The sequence below is a fragment of the Streptomyces sp. HUAS MS02 genome (assembly GCF_055702265.1).
The window spans coordinates 441,436-459,974 of sequence record NZ_CM146747.1 but is presented as its reverse complement, the minus strand read 5'-3'; the positions used below and the strand labels follow the sequence as shown (position 1 = coordinate 459,974).

The 18,539-nt window shown below is 73.9% G+C and carries 18 protein-coding genes; 13 read left to right on the top strand and 5 right to left on the bottom strand.

The window, feature by feature from the left end; genetic code table 11:
* Window positions 1-116: 116 nt before the first annotated feature.
* Window positions 117-3,026, top strand: coding sequence for an ATP-binding protein (locus ACZ9QC_RS02060; protein WP_472918504.1), 2,910 nt, complete (start codon window positions 117-119; stop codon window positions 3,024-3,026).
* Between the two features lie 136 nt (window positions 3,027-3,162).
* Here ACZ9QC_RS02060 and ACZ9QC_RS02055 read toward each other — a convergent pair whose 3' ends face one another.
* The 3 genes from ACZ9QC_RS02055 to ACZ9QC_RS02045 form a co-directional block, all read right to left on the bottom strand.
* Window positions 3,163-4,587, bottom strand: a complete 1,425-nt coding sequence (locus ACZ9QC_RS02055) for a DEAD/DEAH box helicase (protein ID WP_472918503.1) — start codon at window positions 4,585-4,587, stop codon at window positions 3,163-3,165.
* Between the two features lie 156 nt (window positions 4,588-4,743).
* Window positions 4,744-5,664, bottom strand: coding sequence for a phosphatase domain-containing protein (locus ACZ9QC_RS02050; RefSeq protein ID WP_472918502.1), 921 nt, complete (start codon window positions 5,662-5,664; stop codon window positions 4,744-4,746).
* Window positions 5,665-5,666: 2 nt separating this feature from the next.
* Window positions 5,667-6,875, bottom strand: coding sequence for an RNA ligase (locus ACZ9QC_RS02045; protein ID WP_472918501.1), 1,209 nt, complete (start codon window positions 6,873-6,875; stop codon window positions 5,667-5,669).
* A 167-nt stretch (window positions 6,876-7,042) separates the two neighbouring features.
* Between ACZ9QC_RS02045 and ACZ9QC_RS02040 the strand changes: the two genes are divergently transcribed.
* Entirely contained in the window at window positions 7,043-7,792 is a 750-nt protein-coding gene (locus ACZ9QC_RS02040; protein ID WP_472918500.1) for a 2-phosphosulfolactate phosphatase, read from the top strand.
* Window positions 7,793-7,954: 162 nt separating this feature from the next.
* The gene (locus ACZ9QC_RS02035) at window positions 7,955-8,722 is read left to right on the top strand and encodes a carbonic anhydrase family protein (protein WP_472918499.1); all 768 of its coding nucleotides are present in this window, start codon (window positions 7,955-7,957) and stop codon (window positions 8,720-8,722) included.
* A gap of 276 nt (window positions 8,723-8,998) precedes the next feature.
* Here the strand turns inward: ACZ9QC_RS02035 and ACZ9QC_RS02030 are convergent, their stop codons facing one another.
* On the bottom strand, window positions 8,999-9,661 hold the full coding sequence (locus ACZ9QC_RS02030; protein ID WP_472918498.1) for a lysophospholipid acyltransferase family protein: 663 nt from the start codon (window positions 9,659-9,661) through the stop codon (window positions 8,999-9,001).
* Window positions 9,662-9,878: 217 nt separating this feature from the next.
* Here ACZ9QC_RS02030 and ACZ9QC_RS02025 point away from each other — a divergent pair, with 217 nt between their 5' ends.
* The 10 genes from ACZ9QC_RS02025 (at window position 9,879) to ACZ9QC_RS01980 (ending at window position 18,004) form a co-directional block, all read left to right on the top strand.
* Window positions 9,879-10,748: an MBL fold metallo-hydrolase gene (locus tag ACZ9QC_RS02025; protein ID WP_472918497.1), complete on the top strand. Its 870-nt coding sequence runs from the start codon at window positions 9,879-9,881 to the stop codon at window positions 10,746-10,748.
* A 287-nt stretch (window positions 10,749-11,035) separates the two neighbouring features.
* Window positions 11,036-11,395 (top strand): hypothetical protein, encoded by a 360-nt coding sequence (locus tag ACZ9QC_RS02020; protein WP_472918496.1) that lies wholly within the window; start codon window positions 11,036-11,038, stop codon window positions 11,393-11,395.
* Between the two features lie 378 nt (window positions 11,396-11,773).
* Complete coding sequence (locus ACZ9QC_RS02015; protein ID WP_472918495.1) at window positions 11,774-12,271, top strand: DUF2975 domain-containing protein; 498 nt, start codon at window positions 11,774-11,776, stop codon at window positions 12,269-12,271.
* The gene (locus ACZ9QC_RS02010; protein ID WP_472918494.1) at window positions 12,271-12,573 is read left to right on the top strand and encodes a helix-turn-helix domain-containing protein; all 303 of its coding nucleotides are present in this window, start codon (window positions 12,271-12,273) and stop codon (window positions 12,571-12,573) included. Before ACZ9QC_RS02015 ends, ACZ9QC_RS02010 begins: the two co-directional genes overlap by 1 nt.
* A complete protein-coding gene (locus tag ACZ9QC_RS02005; protein WP_472918493.1) occupies window positions 12,570-13,073 on the top strand; it encodes an HAD domain-containing protein in 504 nt (167 codons plus the stop codon). Before ACZ9QC_RS02010 ends, ACZ9QC_RS02005 begins: the two co-directional genes overlap by 4 nt.
* 333 nt (window positions 13,074-13,406) lie before the next feature.
* Window positions 13,407-13,958, top strand: a complete 552-nt coding sequence (locus ACZ9QC_RS02000) for an RNA polymerase sigma factor (protein ID WP_472918492.1) — start codon at window positions 13,407-13,409, stop codon at window positions 13,956-13,958.
* Window positions 13,955-14,803, top strand: a complete 849-nt coding sequence (locus ACZ9QC_RS01995) for a cupin domain-containing protein (RefSeq protein ID WP_472918491.1) — start codon at window positions 13,955-13,957, stop codon at window positions 14,801-14,803. Before ACZ9QC_RS02000 ends, ACZ9QC_RS01995 begins: the two co-directional genes overlap by 4 nt.
* Window positions 14,804-14,823: 20 nt before the next feature.
* The gene (locus ACZ9QC_RS01990) at window positions 14,824-15,690 is read left to right on the top strand and encodes an ABC transporter ATP-binding protein (RefSeq protein ID WP_472918490.1); all 867 of its coding nucleotides are present in this window, start codon (window positions 14,824-14,826) and stop codon (window positions 15,688-15,690) included.
* The gene (locus tag ACZ9QC_RS01985) at window positions 15,687-17,237 is read left to right on the top strand and encodes an ABC transporter permease (protein WP_472918489.1); all 1,551 of its coding nucleotides are present in this window, start codon (window positions 15,687-15,689) and stop codon (window positions 17,235-17,237) included. Before ACZ9QC_RS01990 ends, ACZ9QC_RS01985 begins: the two co-directional genes overlap by 4 nt.
* Window positions 17,234-18,004: an ABC transporter gene (locus ACZ9QC_RS01980; RefSeq protein WP_472918488.1), complete on the top strand. Its 771-nt coding sequence runs from the start codon at window positions 17,234-17,236 to the stop codon at window positions 18,002-18,004. Before ACZ9QC_RS01985 ends, ACZ9QC_RS01980 begins: the two co-directional genes overlap by 4 nt.
* On the opposite strand, the gene ACZ9QC_RS01975 is transcribed toward ACZ9QC_RS01980, so the two are convergent.
* On the bottom strand, window positions 17,989-18,537 hold the full coding sequence (locus ACZ9QC_RS01975; RefSeq protein WP_472918487.1) for a TetR/AcrR family transcriptional regulator: 549 nt from the start codon (window positions 18,535-18,537) through the stop codon (window positions 17,989-17,991). The two genes, ACZ9QC_RS01980 and ACZ9QC_RS01975, sit on opposite strands and share 16 nt — an antisense overlap.
* Window positions 18,538-18,539: the final 2 nt, after the last annotated feature.

Sequence of the window (18,539 nt, the reverse complement as noted above, 5' to 3'; positions counted from 1 at the left end):
TGTCCGCCGGGTGCGATCGCCGTGGTCACAGCCTCCCCCGAGGGGGCCACGGCCCGCCTCCGTGGTGAGCACGGAATCCACCACGGAGAGGCCACGGAGCAGCGGATAATGACCCGGTGTCCACTCCAGTGATCTCGGCCCGGGAAACCGAAGTGCTCGCGCTGCTCGGGGAACACCTCAGCAACGCGGAGATCTCCGCGCGCCTGTTCATCTCCGTGCGCACGGTCGAGTCCCATGTCTCCGCCCTGCTGCGCAAGCTCGACGAACCGGACCGGCGGGCACTCTCGCGGCGCGCGGCCGAGTCGGTCCGTACGGACCGGCCCCGCCCGGTGCCCGTCCTCCCCGTACCGCTGACGGCGTTCGTCGGCCGGGTGCGCGAACGCGCCGAACTGGCCGAGGCGGTGAAGACGCGTCGGCAGGTCACGGCGGTCGGTCCGGGCGGGGTGGGCAAGACCCGGCTCGCGCTGGCGGTGGCGGCGGACGCGGCCGGTGACTTCGCCGACGGGGTGTGGTTCGTCGACCTGGCCCCGGTCACCGATCCGGCGCGGGTCGGCGCCGCGGTCGCGGAGGCCGTCGGGCTGGGCGAACAACCCGGGCGCGGTGTCGAGGATTCGGTGCTCACCGCCCTGGCGGACCGCGAGGCACTGCTGGTCCTGGACAACTGCGAGCAGATACGCGACGGGGTCGCCCCTTTCCTGGAACGGCTGTTGGGCGCCTGCCCGGGGCTACGGGTGCTCGCGACGAGCCGGGCCCGGATGCTGGTGCCGTTCGAGTGGGTCTTCCCGGTGCCGCCGCTGTCGTCGGACGGCGGCGCCGACTCGGAGGCCGTGACGCTCTTCCTGGACCGGGTGGCGGCGGTCGGCCGGCCACCCGAAGCGGCCCTGCTCGACCGGGTCGCGGCCATCTGCGAACGCCTCGACGGCATGGCGCTCGCGATCGAACTGGCGGCGGCACGCTGGCCCACGCTCGGACCGGACGGTCTGACGGCCGGCCTCTCCGACCAGTTGCGGATCCTCGCGGGCGGCCCCCGCGCGGACGACCGGCACCGGTCGGTGCGGGCCGCGCTCGACTGGAGCCATGATCTGCTGGAACCGCCCGACCGGGCGCTGCTGCGGCGGATCTCGGTGTTCGCCATGCCGTTCACCGCCGAGGCGGCCGGGGTGATCGCCGGGTTCGCGCCGCTGGACCCGGCGGCGGTGGCCGACGGGCTCGGCCGACTCGCCGAACAGAGCCTGCTCACCGCGACACCGACCGCGACCGGCACCCGCTACCAGGCGCTGGAGACCATCCGCCAGTACGGGACCGAGCGGCTCGCCGACGCCGACGAGCTGACGGGGGTGCGGTCGCGCCACGTGGCCTGGTGTCTGGCCGGGGCGGCCGCCCTGGCCGGGGCCGAGGTCCCCGACTGGCGCGCACGCTTCGACGCCGTCGCCGACGACCTCCGAGCGGCCCTGTCCTGGGCGACCGCCCGCCCGGACCACCGCACCCCCGCCCACCACCTCGCCCTCGCCCTGGCGGGCCTGACCTTCACCCGCAACCTGCTCTGCGAAAGCCAACAACGATACGAACAGGCGGCGACGCTGGCTGGGGTGGCCGGTGCCGCCGCCGCTGCCGAAGCCCTGCGGGAGGCCGCCGGGGTGGCCGGCTGCCGACGGCTCGGCGATGACATGTACCGCCTGCACCGTGCCGCCGCCGAGGCGGCCCTCCGGGCGGGCGACCCCATGGGCGCGGCCCGCGACCTGGCAGCCGCCGCCACTGTCGCGTACCGCTTCTCCAGCGAGTTCGCCCAGCTCCCCACAGCGGACGAGGCGACCGCCCTGCTCACGGCGGCTCGCGAACTCTCCGGCGCCATGGACCTGCCGCCCGGCGCCGCCGCTCCGCAGCCCGGCGGCCCGCAGCCTGTGCCCCGTACGCCGCACGGTCCGTCGGCCTCCCCGCCCCCCGGCCCGGCCGCCGAGCCGGCGGTCGCAGGTACGGCCGCCGCCCTCGCTCTCGCCGAAGCCGCCGTGGTCGTGGACGCCTTCGGGGCCGTTCAGGGGGACGTGGACAACAGTGCACGGGAGACCGTCCGTCATGCCGAGCGGGCCGTCCGGCTGGCTCGGTGCGCGGGGGACCCGGTCGCCGAGTCCGCCGCTCTCGACGCGCTGTCCGGGGCCCGGACCTGGGCCGGTGACCCGTTCGGCGCGGCGGAGGCCGCCCGGCGCCGGATCGACGTCCTGGCCCCCGCGCCGCCCACCCCGGCCGCCACACAGGAACGGATGGACGCCCTCGCCATGGCCGCCGGCACCGCCCTCGGCGTCGGCGAGCTGGCGCAGGCCCGCCGATGGGGCGGGCAGCTGGCCGACCAGCCGCTGTTCGCCGAGGTGACCCACCACGCCACGTCCTGGCTGATGGTCGCGGACGCGTTCGCGGGCCACGGCAGGGACGTGCTCAGCGGCAGCGAACGGTTCCTCGACTCCTGGCACAGGAGTGGCCGTCAGCGGTCGTTCTCGCTCGGCCCCGCCGCCGCGGCCGTCGCGATGATCCACGGACTGCGCGGCGACCACGACGCACGGTCGACCTGGCTGACGATCGTCGAGGAGGCCGGTACGGCGGCGGAGCACCACCACGGCTACGGCGCGGTCTTCGACGCCATGGTCCTCCTCCACCTCGGCGACCCGGACGCGGCCCTGGCCCGGGTGGCACCGGAACCGGACCAGGTGTGGAAGTGGGTCTCCTGGATCTGGCACCACTGGTACGTGGGCCTGCGCGCCGAGGCCTCGGTCCTCTCCGGCCACCCGGAGGCCCGCGCGCGGGTCGCCGCCGCCCGGCGACCGGTCGCCGGCAACCCGGTCGTCACGGCCCAAGTGGACCGGGCGCAGGCGCTCCTGGACGGCGACCTGCCCGGCCTGCTCGCCGCCGCGAAGGCGTTCGACGCGGCGGGCTGCCCCTACCAGTCGGCCCGCGCCCTCCTCCTCGCCGGGGGCGACCACACCGCCACCGGCAGGGAAGCCCTCACCGCCCTCGGCCTCGCCCCCGGCTCCTGAACGAGCCGGTCCGTCCGCGGCCCGCTCACCCGGGGCCTGTCGTTCGGATCACGCCTGGGCCGCGAGCCGTCAGGCGCCGTCGCCCGAAGCCGGCGTGATCCGAGCGACAGGCCCCGGGCCGACCGGTGCGCGGGTGTCAGCGCCCCTTGCGCACCCGGGCGGCCGCGCGGGCCTCCGCGGTCTTCCGGGCCTCGGCGGCCTTGCGGGACTCCTTCGCGGGGCGCCCAGGCCGGCTGCCGAGGCCCCGGAAGGGCGCGTTGCCGCCGCTGGACCCCGTCCCGGCCGGTGGCCGCTTCGCCCCGGTGATGGCGGTCAACCGCGCCTCGCCGGACCGCACTTGGGTGACCGTCGGCCGGATCCCGGCCTCGGACATCATCCGGTTGACGTCGCGCCGCTGATTGGGGGTGACCAGGGTGACCACCTTCCCGGACTCCCCGGCGCGCGCCGTGCGCCCGCCGCGGTGCAGATAGTCCTTGGCGTCGGCGGGCGGGTCCACGTTGACGACGAGGTCGAGCGCGTCGATGTGAATGCCCCGGGCCGCGACGTTGGTGGCCACCAGCACGGTGACCGCGCCGTCCTTGAACTGCCCGAGCGTGTGCGTGCGCTGGGGCTGCGACTTGCCGCTGTGCAGGGCGGCGGCCCGTACGCCACTGGCCCGCAGATGGCGGGTGAACTGGTCCACCCCGGCCTTGGTGTCGAGGAACATCAGCACCCGGCCGTCCCGGGCGGCGATCTCGGTGGCCGTCGCGTACTTGTCGGCGGGGTGGATGTTCAGCACATGGTGTTCCATCGTGGTGACCGAGCCGGCGACCCGGTCGACCGAGGCGAGCACCGGATCGTGCAGATGGCCGCGCACCAGCTGGTCGACGTCGCGGTCGAGGGTGGCGGAGAACAGCAGCCGCTGCCCGTCGGGCCGGACCTGGTCCAGGATCTCCGACACCTGCGGCAGGAACCCCAGGTCGCACATCTGGTCCGCCTCGTCCAGCACCGTGATCCGGACCCGATCGAGGAGGCAGTCCCGACGCGACACCAGGTCGGCCAGCCGCCCGGGTGTCGCGACGACCACCTCGGCACCCGCCCGCAGCAGCGCCTGCTGCTTGTTGATCGACAGCCCGCCGACCACCGTCGCCAGCCGCACCCCCAGGGTCCGCGCGTACGGCGTGAGCGCGTCGTCCACCTGCTGCGCGAGTTCCCGGGTCGGCACCAGGACCAGCGCGAGGGGTCGCTTCGACTCCGCCCGCTGCCCCGCCGTCCGGACCAGGAGCGCGAGCCCGAACGCCAGTGTCTTGCCCGAACCGGTCCGCGCCCGGCCGAGGACGTCCCGGCCGGCCAGCGCGTTCGGCAGCGTCGCCGCCTGGATCGGGAACGGCTCGCGCACCCCGAGCTCGGTCATGGTCCGCAGCAGCTCCGGCGGCAGCCCGAGCGCGTCGAAGGACTCGGCCGGCGGCAGCTGCCCGGACACCGCCTCCGGCGTCGGGGACTCGCCGCGCGGCTCGCCGGCCTGCCGGGACGCGTCGGCGGGGGAGGGCCCGGGGGCCGAGGACGACGGCTTCGCGTTCACAAGGGGAACCTTTCCTGGTGTGGTCGCCCGGAACGCGCCGGGGCCCGTACCCCTCGGTACGGGCCCCGGCGGTGTCGAAGCGTGCCCCCATTTTACCAGCGGGCGCCCACGGGCCGACCGGCCCGTTCACCCCCGCCCGGCAGCCGGTGGCGCGGTCTAGAAGTTGCCGTAGTTGACCTGCCAGGTCGGCAGTCCCATCCGCCGCCACACGGCGACGACCCGGTCCCGGTCGTCGAGCGAGACCCGCACGGCGAAGCGGTCCCGCACATGCCGGTCGAAGAGCTCCGCCTTCACCACGTCGTCGCGACGCTGGTCACCGGCCGCCCGCATCCACAGCTCGTCGTACGGCACCTCGTGCGCCCGCAGCCACGCCTCTGTCCGGTCCCGGTGTTCCTCCCCGCGCCCGGAGAGCAGGACGATCACATCGCCGTCGGCGCTGCGGAACGAGCGCAGCGCGCCGCGCACCGACACGTTGAGCAGGTCCTCCTCGCAGCGCGTGAAGTCGTACGCGCCCCGGTCGCCCCGGATCGCGAGCGTGCCGTCGATGTCGCACATGACCGCCGAGGGCAGCGCCGGGTCGGCGGTGTACGGCTCGACGGCGGGCTCGTCGTTCAGCCACTCCGCCGTGAGCCGCCAGCCGCCCCTGCGGGACTTCTCGTGCTTGTCGGCGAGGATCCGGATGATCTCCTCACCGACCGGCCGCTCCCGCGCGGCGTCCCGCCGCAGGCACTCCTCCACCGGGACGTCGGTGAAGTCGTGCACGACGAACGTGGCCAGCCCCGCCACGGCCGCCTTCAGCCGCTTCGGGATGTGCGGCGTCATGTGCGTGTTGTCCACGACGACGTCGAAACCGCCGTCGACGGCCGCCCGCACCGCCGCGTCCTGGATCGCCAGCACGGTCTGCTCGTGCGCGTACGACCGGCGCTCGGCGCCCTCGGGCAGCGGGATGTCGAGCATCTGCCGCAGATCGTCGAGGTTGACGCGGCGCATCCGGCCCCCGGACTCCGCCTGCAGCTCGCGCGCGGCCGTCGTCTTCCCCGAGGCGGGCAGCCCCGTCATGACGTGTACCACGGGCACGGTCAGTTCTCCTCGTCGTTCTTGAAGGGGTCGGACGCCTCCGGCCGGGTGGACCGGTACGTCACGAGGACGGTCGAACGCCCGTCCAGGCGCTGGAACATGGCGGGGCGCACGGCCGCGTCGGGCAGTTCCCGCACCGCGCGGGCGAACGCGCCCCGGTCGCCCGCGAGATGCGCGAGCGACCGGAACGCCTCGTCGATCGCCCGCTCACGGTCCTCGACCTGCTTCTCGATGCCCGCGACGACGCCGCGCACCCAGGCGTCGAACTCGTCGGGCACCTGCTCCAGCAGCGCGTCCAGGGGCCGGCCGCCGGACGCGACGACGTCCTCGGGCGAGCAGTTCAGCGCCTGCGCCACCTGCTTGGCGGGCAGGCCGGCGAACCGCTGGATGCCGTGACCGCGCCAGATGTCCCGCTCGGTCACCCCGGTCAGCACCTTGTGCAGCCGCACGTACTCCGCGAACTTGGCCTTGGCCCGTACACCCGAGGCGAAGCGCAGCACGAAGCCCTCCGCGTCGGTGCCGGTTGCCGGCAGGCCGCCCGGCAGCCGGTTGCCGTCCGTCATCGCCAGCAGGTCGGCGAGCGGCACGGCGGGCCGCACGGTGACGACCGAGCCGATACCCCGCCACCCCACGGCGGCCTCCGCCAGGGGGACCTCGGTGCCGTCCTTCGCGAACGCGGCCAGCAGCACCACGTCCCGACGGTCGCCGTAGTCGACGACGATCCGGTTCTCCGGGTACAGGATCTCGGCCAGGTAGGTCACCCCGGGCACGAGACCGGACGTGTCCTTCGCGTCCAGCAGCCGCTGCGCCCAGGTGGCCTGCACGCTCACGAACGACCCCTTGGACGCGACCCGCCACCGGCCGGCGTAGTGGAACACCACCGCCAGGCTGCCGTCTACCTTGTCGTACACCTCGAACGGCTCGTCCGGGAGGCTCGGGGCGTAGGGCTGACCGGCCTCGTGCTCACCGACGTTGAAGAACTTCGGCAGCGGCAGCGCGACGATCTCCCCGGTGCCGTCGTCGGCCACGAGGCCCCGGCAGCGCGTGGTCACACGGTTCCACACCCGCTCGTACTGACATGTCCGCGTGTACGTGTAGATGGACAGTGGCAGTTCCGGGTGCGCCTTGCGCGTGACGTGCCCCGCTTCGAGCGCCGCCGCGAGCTCGTCCGGCGGCAGCAGCTCATGAAGAGTCAGGTGGGCCTGGCTCATGTGTTCCTCCCCTTGATGGCCCCTGATTGTCACGTGGGGAGGGGCCCCGGGCCACCCGATTTTCCGACGCCCCGCAGCTCAGCCAGGGACGGGTTCCCGGGAACCCTTGTTGTGGGGTCCGTCACTCTCTGATCGTCTCGGGATCGGTGGCCACGATCATGATCAGGATGAACGCTCGTTTCCTCGGCATCCCCGAGCTGCGCGAAGCCCCGTCCGTCGCCGTCGTCATCGACGTCATGCGTGCGTACACCGTCGCCGCGTGGGCCTTCGCCCGGGGCGCGGAGAAGATCGTCCTGGCCGGGTCGCTGGACGACGCGGCGGCGCTCAAGTCCGCTCACCCGGACTGGGTGGCGCTCAAGGACGGGCCGCCCGCGCCGGGATTCGACGCCGTCAACTCGCCGGGCCTGCTGCGGTCCATGGATCTCGGCGGACGGACCGTCGTGCAGAAGACCACGGCGGGGACGGTCGGCGCGCTCGCCGTGAAGGACGCCTCGCTGGTGCTCTGCGCCGGCTTCGTGGTGGCCGAGGCGACGGCACGGGTGCTGCGGGCGCGCGGCGGTGAGAGCGTCACGTACGTGGTCACGGGAGAGGACGGGCGGGCCGACGAGGATCTGGCCTGCGCCCAGTACATCGCGCGGCGAGCCGACGAGGCCGAGGCCGGAGCGGGGACGGCCGCCGGGACGGGGAGGGACCCCGGGGTGGGGACGGATGCCGCCGGATTCCTGCGCCGTGCCGCCGCGTCGCGGGCCGCCGTCGACCTGGCGCAGGGTGTGCGCAAAGGGGTCCATCCCGATGACGTCGCGCTCTGTCTGGAACTCGACCGGTTCCACTTCGCCATGGTGGCGTCCATGGAAGGTTCGCTGATGGTCCTGCGGCCGTGCGCCGCGCCTTCGCCGAGCGAGGACGCCGGGGTCTGACGCGGACCCGCACGCTCGTCACGGGAGCCGTGCCGGCCCCGGCGTCAAGGCCGTGCCGCCCGTTCGTCAGTCCGGGTGAGGCGGCGCGTTCCGGCGCGGCGGCACGGGGAGGGATGCGGTGCGTCCGGTCCCCAACTCCCGCCCAGTCGAAGGTGTTCGCCCATGACCCAGACCGTGCCCGCGTCGTCCGCCGTCGGCCGTTCGCGCGGCAAGCAGAGCCCGGTGGACATCCGGCCGCAGGACATCGACCTCTCGGCGCTGCCCCCGCTGCGGTTCGCCCACCCGCCGGCGCTGGACCTGGAACTGCACTTCGACGCCCCCGAGACCCCTCGGCCCCGAACCGGCCTCGCGCAGGCCCAGGGCGGCCGGCCCGACTGTGTACGGGACGACGAGGGGACTGTGAAGGCTGCGCCGCCGCCCGGCGGGGAATGCCTGGTGCGGGTGGGTGCCGACCGCTACGAGCTGGTCGACGTGCACTGGCACACGCCGTCCGAACACACCGTCTCAGGCGTGGCGTTCCCGATGGAGCAGCACATGAAGTACCGGCGGGTGACCGACGAGGCCGGCGAGGGCGACGCGGGCGAGGACAGCGGGTTCGCGGTCGTCGGCGTCTTCGTGCACCCGGGCCAGGCCAACGACTCCCTCGACCGACTGCTCACCTCCGCCCGTCGCAACGAGGAGCCCTGGGAGGTCCCCGGCGTCGCACTCGACGCCCTCCTGCCGTCCTGCACCGAGTCGTACCGCTACGTCGGCTCCACCACCGTCTGCCCCTACACCCCCGGAGTGCGCTGGACCCTGCTGACCCATCCGATCCAGGCCTCCGCCTCCGCGCTGGCCCACTACCGGAAGGTCTTCCCGAGGGGCAACGCCCGCGCCGTGCAGCCGCTCGGTGACCGGCGTGTGGCCGGGGACCGCCACCGCTGGTGGTGACTGCGCGGCAGGCCGTACCCGCCGCGCCGGCCGTGGTCAGGAGGGCCCGCGGCCCCCGGCCCCCTGGTGCGAGGAGAGCGCCGGACGGGGCGCCCACCACGTTGGACGAGCTGCAGGACGTGAATCATGCGACGACCGTGACGACGCGTGGAGCCGGACGGCCACCGAATAGCGAGCCCGAGCCGTCGCAGCGCTTTCCTGGTCGCCGAGCCGTGGCGGCGACGTCGGGTTCGGTGTCGTCGGTGGTCGGGAACGCGGGCAGGGTGGGCCGGGAAGTCACGCGGCGAGCGCGGCCGGTTCGCCGAGGCGGGCCGCGGCCGTGCGCCAGGCGGCGGTCACCGCCGCGTGCGCCTGGCGGGTGTTCGCGGTGTGATCGGCGGTGAGGGAGAGCGGCGCCCCCACGTGGACGTGGAGTGCGGGCCTGCGCAGAGGCGCGGTGAACAACCCCGCCAGCTGCTTGGCCGTACCGCCGGAGGTGACCCGGCGGGCCCCGGCCTGCCCGACCGGGACGACGGGCGCCCCGGTGCGTGCCGCGAGCCGGGTCAGACCGCTGCGGAACTCCCCGGGCGCGGCTTCGGCGGCGTCCTTGCGGACCGGGATCCCGCCCTCGGCGTAGATGAGGACCGTCCGGCCCCGCGCCAGCGCGGCGGCGGCCAGGTCGAGCGCGTCGGCGGCGCGCGGGTCCCTCCGGTACACCGGGATGTACCCCTCGCGGGTGAGCGCGCGGCCCAGCAGCGGGATCCGCCAGAGACCCGCGGCGCCCATGGCGACGGGTTCGACGCCGAGGCGGTGCAGCGCGGCGAGCACGACAGCGGGATCGGCGAGGGAGGTGTGGTTCGCGACGACGATGCTGCCCGGCGCGCAGACGGATCCGGCATCGGTGGTCACCGTGAGACGTCCGACGGCGGGCACCAGGACGTCGGCGAGGCGGCTGAACATGAGGTCTCTCCCGATCTCGATGAGGAAGACCCCATCGTCGGGGCGGCCGCGGCACCGGATCCTGAGTGCGCGTACTCAGCTTCGACGGCGCCGGTACCCATTCGACGGCGCCGATACCCAGAGACAGTGCCGTGTCCGAGATCACGCCTGCACACCGAGATCGTCACGGCACGTGGTGAACCGCCGCCTGCGTACAGGGCATGGAAGGATCGCGGCCATGCCAATCAGCGTTCCCCGCCTCCGGATCGGCTCGACCGAGATCATCGCTCTGGCCGACGCCGAGGGCCCGTTCTTCTCCCCGCGCACCGAGGCCTTCCCCGAGGCAACGGCCGCCCAGTGGGCCGAGGCCGACCGCTACGACCCGGGCGCGGTCGACGCCGAGGGCCGCTGGTGGCTCCGGTTCCGCGCGTACGCGATCCGCAGCGACAGGGGCCTGACCGTCGTGGACGCCGGGATCGGTCCGGCGGACAGCCCGGCCGGTTCGTGGGCGCCCGTGCCCGGCGTGCTCCCCGAGTCGCTCACCGCCGCGGGCATCGACCCGGCCGACGTCGACACGGTGGTGCTCACACATCTGCACACCGACCACGTCGGCTGGGCGGTCGTGACGGAAGCGGTCGTCCTCTCGGCGGGCGGCACCGTGGACGGCAACGCCTCGACCGGCGTCTCGACCAGTGGCCGCCGCCCCTATTTCCCGAACGCCGAATACCTGCTTCAGCGGGCCGAGTTCGACGTCCTCGACGTGCTCAACCCGCACCTTCGCGATACCCTCACCGACCCGCTCCTGGCGACCGGTCAGCTCCGGCTCCTCGACGGGGACACGGCACTGCGCGCCGGGCGCGTGGTCGCCACACCCGGTCACACGCCCGGGCACCAGAGCGTGCTGGTCGCCGACGGACGTGAACGGGCGCTCGTCACCGGCGATCTCCTGGTGCACGCACTCCAACTGCTCCATCCCGAGCTCGCCTACTCGCACGAGGCCGACCCTGAGGCGGCCCGGCACGCGAGGGAGCGCATGCTCGACCGTGGAACCGCCACCACGCTGCACCTGGCGACGCCGCATCTGACGGAGCCGTTCATCTCGGTGTGACGGCGTGAGCGGACGTCGGTGGAAGTACGCAGAGGCATACGTAACTCGCTGAGCAGGCGCTCTCCGCCCCGTACGCCTCGGTTGGCCTCCCCGTACGCCTTTGACCGTCGATCAGTTGACGGGATATGTGGAGAGCGGACTGGACGCCGACCTGGCGGGCTGTTCCCCGACGAGGAGCGCGTCGACGTTGCGCGTCGACCCGCCCGGTCGCCCCCTTCCTCACCGGACTCCCGCCCGCCGCCGCGACCGCGCCGGCCGCGTTCGACCGCAGGGTCCACTCGGGAGCCATGGTGCGGTTCCTCGACATCGCCGACTGGTCGTACGCCTTCGAGTTCGCGAAGAACGACGCGGTGATCCTGGACACCGACCACGAGACGGAACTCTCCGACGACGACGTGTGGTCCATCGGCTGCGACGGCGGAGGCGACTACTACGTCGTCCTCACCAGCGGCCGTGTCGCGGCGTGGTTCCACGAGGAGCAGGTCGTCGAGGCCGACACGCAGTACGACAACCTGGACGCCTTCCTGTGGTCGGTCGTCCGGTACGCCGGCGTGCTCGATCCGGCCGCCGTCGAGGCCGACTTCCGCTCCCTCGGCCGGCCCGGAGCCCTGGCCCCGGAGATCAGACTCCTCGCCCTGATGCCCTGATGCCCTGACCTCGGAGCCACGATCCCGACCGGCCTGCCCTCCGCGCCGGCGCCCCCTTCACCCACCTTTGCGTAGCCGATTGCGCGAGGCTACGCAGGTCTCCACCACGGGCGGGATCACCGTGGAGACGCGCGCCGGCTGTTCGAGGTCCAGGGCCAAGGAGCGGGTGATCAGTGCCTGCGCGACATCGTGGCGGAAGGGCTCCAGGAGGTGTGCTTCAAGGACGGTGGCCGCCGAGCCGCCGGTCTGGAGGTCGCCCTCCAGGACATCGGCTGCTTCGACGTGTCGTTCTGACGGCCACCCCTGGCCGGTTGATGAATCTATCGAATATCGATAGGTTTCTACCGTGGTTCGAGCGAAGGGGTGAAGGAGGCTGTCATGGGGAAGCTGACGGTGCTGGCGTTGCGGGTCGTGATCGTGGGGTTGTTCGTCGGTGCGGTGTTCGTGCAGGTGGTGATGGTGCCGTTGCTGGCCGCCGATCTGAAGGGGCTCGACGCGGACGTGGCGCACATCCGCACGCCGACGCTGGTGATCGTGGTCCTCGGCGTGGTGACCGTCCAGGTCGTTCTCGGCTGTGTGTGGCGGCTGGTGACGATGGTCCGGCGTGACACGGTCTTCTCCCACGCGGCCTTCCGCTACGTGCACGGGGTGATCGGCGCGATGGTGGCGGCGGCGCTCCTGGTGTTCGCGCTCGGGGTGGTGCTGGCCCCGGGAGAGGCGGTGGCCCCCGGCGTCGTCCTGTTGGTCGGCGGTGCCGGCCTGGCGGTGCTGGGGATGGTGCTCATCGTCCTCGTCCTGCGCATGCTGCTCGCGCAGGCCGTCAACCGTGACATCGAGGCGACCCGGATGCGGGCCGAGCTGGCCGAGGTGATCTGATGCCGATCGCCGTCGACATCGACGTGATGCTGGCCAGGCGGAAGATGTCCGTGGGTGAACTCGCGGAACGCGTCGGCATCACCCCCGCGAACCTGGCGGTGCTCAAGAACGGCCGCGCCAAGGCCGTCCGCTTCACCACCCTCGCCGCGCTCTGCGAGGTACTCGAATGCCAGCCGGGAGACCTGCTCCGCTGGGAGGGCGGCCACCCCACGGCCACCGGCGGGCCCGCCGACACCGACGGTCCCAGGGCCATGGATGACCGCACGGAGACCGACGGCTCCACGGCCGGGGCGCGGTCATGACCACGGACACGCACCGCCCGCTGCTCTTCCTGGACGTCGACGGCACCCTCCTGCCCTACGGCGGGGCACGGCTCCCCTCGGCCGCCGGCGAGTGGGTCGCCTGGCAGCACACGTCGAATCCGCAGCTGGCGCGGATCGACCGCGCGCACGGGCCGCGCCTGCTGGGGCTGACCTGCGAGCCGATGTGGGCCACGGCGTGGATGGACGATGCCAACGAGGTGATAGCCCCGCTGCTCGGGCTGCCCCGGTGGCCGGTCGTCGACCTGCCGGAGGCACCGGAGGAGGATCGGGCGGATCTGCTGCACTGGAAGACCCGGGCCCTCGTCCGCGAGGCCGCAGGGCGCCCGTTCGTCTGGGTCGACGACGAGATCACCGGCCTCGACCGCGCCTGGGTGGCGCGTCATCACCCGGGACGGGCCCTCCTGCACCGCGTCGAACCCCAAGTCGGCATGAGTGTCGGGGACTTCACCGTGGTCCAGCGGTGGATGGGAGCCGGGTGACGAAGGCGGTCCGCTTCCCGCCGCCGGTGCTCGGCGGCGTCGCGGTCATCGGATCACGCTGACAGCCTCCGCCGTGACTCCGTCAAGGATTCCGGCCCCGCCCCGGACCCCTAGCGGACGAGCTTCCAGTCCTGTGAGCCGTCCGAGGACGCTTTCTGCAGGGTGTGCGGAGCCCCGGGCGAACCGTCGGCTGACACACAGTCGTCCGCTCCGGCGAAGGGCTCCGCACGAGAACGTCTCGTGCGGAGCCCTTCGCCATGGTCGACTCCCTTACCGGGGAACCTCGTCGGTCGCGGTGTGAACCGTTCGGGGCACCTCGTCCGATGAGGGGGTGTGAGCGAATTGAAACGGGGGAGTCCGGGCGACGCCGAGCTGTTGCGGGCGGTCGCGGACGGGGATCGTCGCGCCTTCGAGGAGCTGTACCGCCGGTACGCGCCCTGGCTCGTGCTGCGGCTGCGCGGACGGTGCGCCGATCCGGTGCTGGTCGACGACGTCGTCCAGGAGACGTTCCTCGACGTCTGGCGGGGCGCCGCCCGCTACCACCGTGAGGGCGACGTGGCCGGCTGGCTGTGGCGCATCGGGTCTCGGCGGCTGGTGGACGCGCTGCGGGGCGACGGGGCCCGGGGCCGACTGCGCCAGATGCTCGCCCGGCTGCGGCAGCGTGACGAGGCGTCGGCCGAGGAACAGGTGCTGGCCCGGGTGCAGCACGGCGACCTCGCCGACCCGCTCGCCGGACTCTCCCCGGAACTGCGGGCGGTCCTCCAGGCCACCGTGATCGACGGCCTGACGACACGTGAGGCGGCGGTCCTGCTCGGCATTCCCCCGGGCACGGTCAAGACCCGGGCCATGCGCGCCCGGAAGCAACTGCGGGAGGGCCTCACATGAGCTGGCACGCCGACGACGAGGACCTGCGGGACTACGCCTGCGGAACGCTCGCGGCCCCCCGGCTGTGGTCCGTCGAGACGCACCTCGCGGCCTGCGCCGACTGCCGGGCCGCCCTGTCGTCCCACGTCCCGCCCGCCGAGATCAGCGCGGGTTGGGCCCGGCTGGAGGCCGCGCTGGACACCCCGAGGCCCGGCCCCGTCGAGTCGTCGCTGATCCGGCTGGGAGTGGCCGACCACACCGCGCGACTGCTCGCCGCCACCCCGGTGCTGCGCCGTTCCTGGCTCGGCGCCGTGGTCCTCACGCTGCTGCTCGCGGTCGGCGTGGGCCTGGCCGCGTCACCGCTGATGCTCCTGGCCACGGCGCCGCTGCTGCCCCTCGCGGGGGTCGCGGTCTCCTTCGGGCCGGGGCTCGACCCGACGTACGAGACGGCCGTGGTCGCGCCGATGCACACCTTCCGTCTGCTGATGGTGCGGGCGGTCGCGGTGCTGGCGACGACGACGGCGCTCAGCGCGCTGGCGAGTCTTGCCCTGCCGTCGTACGGCCTGGCGGCGCTCGGCTGGCTGCTGCCCGCTCTCGCGCTGACCTCGACGGGCGTCGCGCTGACCGCTCGGCTCGGCCCCGTCCTCGCGCCTGCGCTGGTCGGGGCCGGCTGGACCGCACTGGTGGTGCTGAGCCGACTGCTGGCGTCCGGGACGCCACTGCCCTTCACCGCGCAGGGCCAGGGCGCGGCGGCGGGCATCGCGGTGCTGGCGTCGGTGCTGCTGGTGGCGGCACGGGACCGCTTCGACAGCGGCCGCGCCCAGAGCCCTTCCTTCCGCTCCCCACGACGTTCTCGATCCCTCTGATCCACAGCCTGGAGGCTGTCATGACACGACCCACGGTCTCGGCCGCCGGGCTGACCCTGAGCTATCGCGGTACGAGAGCGGTGGACGACGTGACGCTGCGGTTCGCCGAAGGGGTGACGGGGCTGCTCGGCCCGAACGGCGCGGGCAAGACGACGCTGTTGCGGATCCTGGCGACGGCGACGCCCCCCGACCACGGCGCCCTCACCGTCCTCGGGCACGATCCGAGCACGGTCCACGGACGGCAGAACGCGCGCAGGGCCCTGGGCTACCTGCCGCAGAACCCCGGATTCCACCCGGACTTCACCGCCTTCGAATTCATCGACTACGTCGCGATCCTCAAGGAACTGACAGACCGGCGCGCCCGCCACACCGAGGCCCGACGGGTCCTGGACGCGGTCGGTCTCGCAAGCGAGCGCGGCAAGCGGATACGGCGGCTCTCCGGCGGCATGCGACAGCGCGTCGCCCTCGCGGCGGCCCTGGTCGGCGACCCCGGCTTCCTCGTCCTGGACGAGCCCACGGTCGGCCTGGATCCCGAACAGCGCATGCGGTTCCGGGAGTTGATCGCGGAGGCCGGCGAGGGCCGGACGGTGCTGCTGTCCACCCACCAGACCGAGGACGTGGCGATGCTGTGCCATCGGGTGGTGGTGATGGACAAGGGGCGCGTGCGGTTCGACGGTACGGCCGCCGAACTGACGGCGGTGGCGGACGGCCGGGTGTGGCACAGCGGGGAACGGCAGCCGGGCGCCAGAGCCGGATGGCGCACCGGGACGGGCGAGTTCCGCAACGTAGGGGACCCGCCCGAGGGCGCCCGGCTGGTCGAACCGACGCTGGAGGACGGCTACCTGCTGGCGCTCGGCGGCGCCCCGGTGGCGGAGGTGACGGCATGACGGCCATCACCGGCCGCCCCGCGACCGCGCCGAAGCCGACGCCGCGACCGAAGCCGGATCCGGTACGGGTCCGGGGCGGCCGACGGGCCATGCTCGCGCTCGCCCGGGTCGAGGCACGGCGTCTGCTGCTGCACCCCCTCGTGCTGATCGCCCTGGTGGCGTATCTGACCCTCGTCCTGTGGCCCGGCGCCGAGCCGGAGGACGCCCATCCGGTCCTCCAGGACATCGACCGCGAGACCCAGACGGGACAACTGCTGCTGGGACTGGCGGTGTTGGTCGCCGTGAATCTGGCGGTGCTCCGCTCCCACCGGCGGGGCACGGACGCGTCCTTCTCGGTGCTGGTCCTGCCGCCGTGGCGGCGCACGGTCGCGCATGCGCTGTCCGTGCTGCCGTCCGTCCTGGTGGGGGCGCTGATCGTGGCCGGACAGTTCACGGCGGCGGCACTGAAACCCGGGGCGGTCGGCCACGGTTCGGTGTCCGAGCTGGTGACCGGGCCGCTGCTGATCCTCCTGCCCGGCGCCGTGGGAGTGCTGCTCGCGCGGGTCGCCCGGTCGGCGTTCGTCGCCCCGCTGGCCGTGGTCGCCTTCCTGGCGTTCACCATGGTCTTCGTCGCCGACTCCAGCAGCCCGGCGTGGGTGCGCGGGCTGGCCCCCGTGATGTTCGACGAGGGCGCCAGGCCGCTGCCGTCCGACCTGCTGGGCAGGCCGGCGGCGAGCCACGCGCTGTATCTGCTGGCGCTCGCGGTCCTGGTGACGGCGGGTGCGGTGCTGCTGAGCGGGGGCCGTACGCGCGCGGTTCGGGCCACCGCCCTGGGCGCGCTCGGCGTGACCGTGCTGGCCGTCGTCCTCCAGGGGACGGCGCCCTCGGACGCGGTGCGCGCGGCCCGGGAGGTGGCGACCCGTGACCCGGCGCAGGTGCAGGACTGCGAGCGGCACGGGACCACGACGTACTGCGCCTTCCCCGAGTTCACCCCCTGGATCGACGACTGGGCCCGGGTCACCGACCGGGTGCGAGCGCTGGCCGGCGCACCGGACGCGGAGCGGGCACTGACCGTACGGCAGCGGGTCGCCGCGCTCGACGGGCCCTCGGGCGTCAGGGAGCTCGCGCCCGCCGCGCCCGGTGAGGTGACGGCCAGCACCGCGTGGGGCGGTGCACGGGAACTGGAGTTCGCGGCGGGCGTCGCCCGGGGCCTCGTCGTCGGGCACGAGCGGTACGAGGGAGCGTACTGCGACGCGCGGGGCGTTCTGATGGTGTGGCTGGCGGTCCGCGCCACCCGGGACGGTGAGGCCGTGTTCGACAGGACCGGCGACGACCACAACAGTCCCGGAGTGATCCAGGCCCCCGCGACCGCCGTCGCCCTGCGGGGCCGCGAACTCGCCGTCGTCCAGGCCCTGTTCGCGCGCCCGCGGGGCGAGGTGGAGCGCGCGGTGAAGGCGTCCTGGGCGGAGCTGTCCGCTCCCGGTACGACCACCGACCGTGCCGCGGCCCTGCTCGGTGTCACCGCCCCGGCCGAGACCGCCGACGACCGGGAGTACCAGTGCGCATGACGCGAGAGTCCGTGTGCACGGCGCGGGAGTCCGTGCGCAGGGCAGAGCCGCCGGTGCGCGGCCGTCGGCGGCTTCCGGTGGTCGTGGCGCTGCTGCGGCCCACGGCGCGGTCGCTGCCGTGGAGGACGGCGGCCGCCGGCTGGGCACTGGGGCTGGTCATCGCCGCCGTACCGGCCCTGCTCTCCCTGGACCTCCCCGCGGAGGTGCTGGTCAATGTGATGCGGGCGGCGGCGCTGTGCGGGGCGGTGGGGACGGCCTTCGTCCTGGACGATCCGGCCCGGCACACCACCGGTGTCCCGCCCGTGCCGCGCCCGCTGCGCCAGGCGCTGCGGGCGGCCGTAGTGGTCCCGGCGGTCGTGGTGTGGTGGACGGCGGTCCTGGCCGTCGCACGGGTCGGCGCCGACCCCGAGCACCGGGCCGCGCTGCCGTCGGGGGCGGTGACCGTCGAGGCCGCCGCCCTGTGCGTGACCGCGCTCGCCCTCGCCGCCGCGGCGGTGCGGTTCGGCCAGGCGCGCGCACCGGGGCCCGCCGTGGCCGGCGCCGTCGTGGCGCTCCCGATCACGGCGGGTGTCCTGTTGCCTCCCCGCTTCGCCCTCTTCGTGCCCCCGCTCGATCCCCGCTGGGACGACGCGCATGTGGTGTGGGCGGCCGTTCTCGCCACGGCCCTCGCCGCCTGGCTGCTGTGCGCGCCGGAGCCCCGCCGCCGACGTGGGCGCCCGCGCCGCCGCCGTCCCGGCTCGGGCGGTGGCGCTCAGGCCACCGCGTAGTGCCGGAGGGCAGGTTCCAGCAGGCCGAACGCATCGGCGGTCTCGCTCGCGACGACTGCGGCGATGTCGTCGTTCGAACGGCCGGCGAGGGTCAGCTCCTGGACGCGCTGGAACAGGACGCGGTGCACCGCCGAGAGGAGGGCCGCGGCGGTGCGCGCGGTGATGTCGTCGGGGGAGCAGCCGGTGGCCTCGGCGAGGGCGGTGGCGAGTGCGTCCTCGCGCCGGTCGTGCAGGGTGCGCAGGCAGGCCGAGAGGGTCGGACTCTCATGGACCATCCGGGAGAAGTCCGGGCCGGCGAAACCGATGACCGGGTCCTGGGCGGCGACTGCGGCCTCGAAGGCGTGGCGCAGCGCCCCGAGGGCGGACTCCCCGGCGGGACGGGTGCGGACGGCCTCGGCCAGGCCCGCCACGAACGCGTCCTGATGGTCGAGGGCCACGTCCTCCTTGCGCGGGAAGTAGTTGGTCACGGTCTTCTTGGCGACACGGGCGGCGGAGGCGATCTCCGCGATGGGCCGTACCGCCGCCGCCGACATCG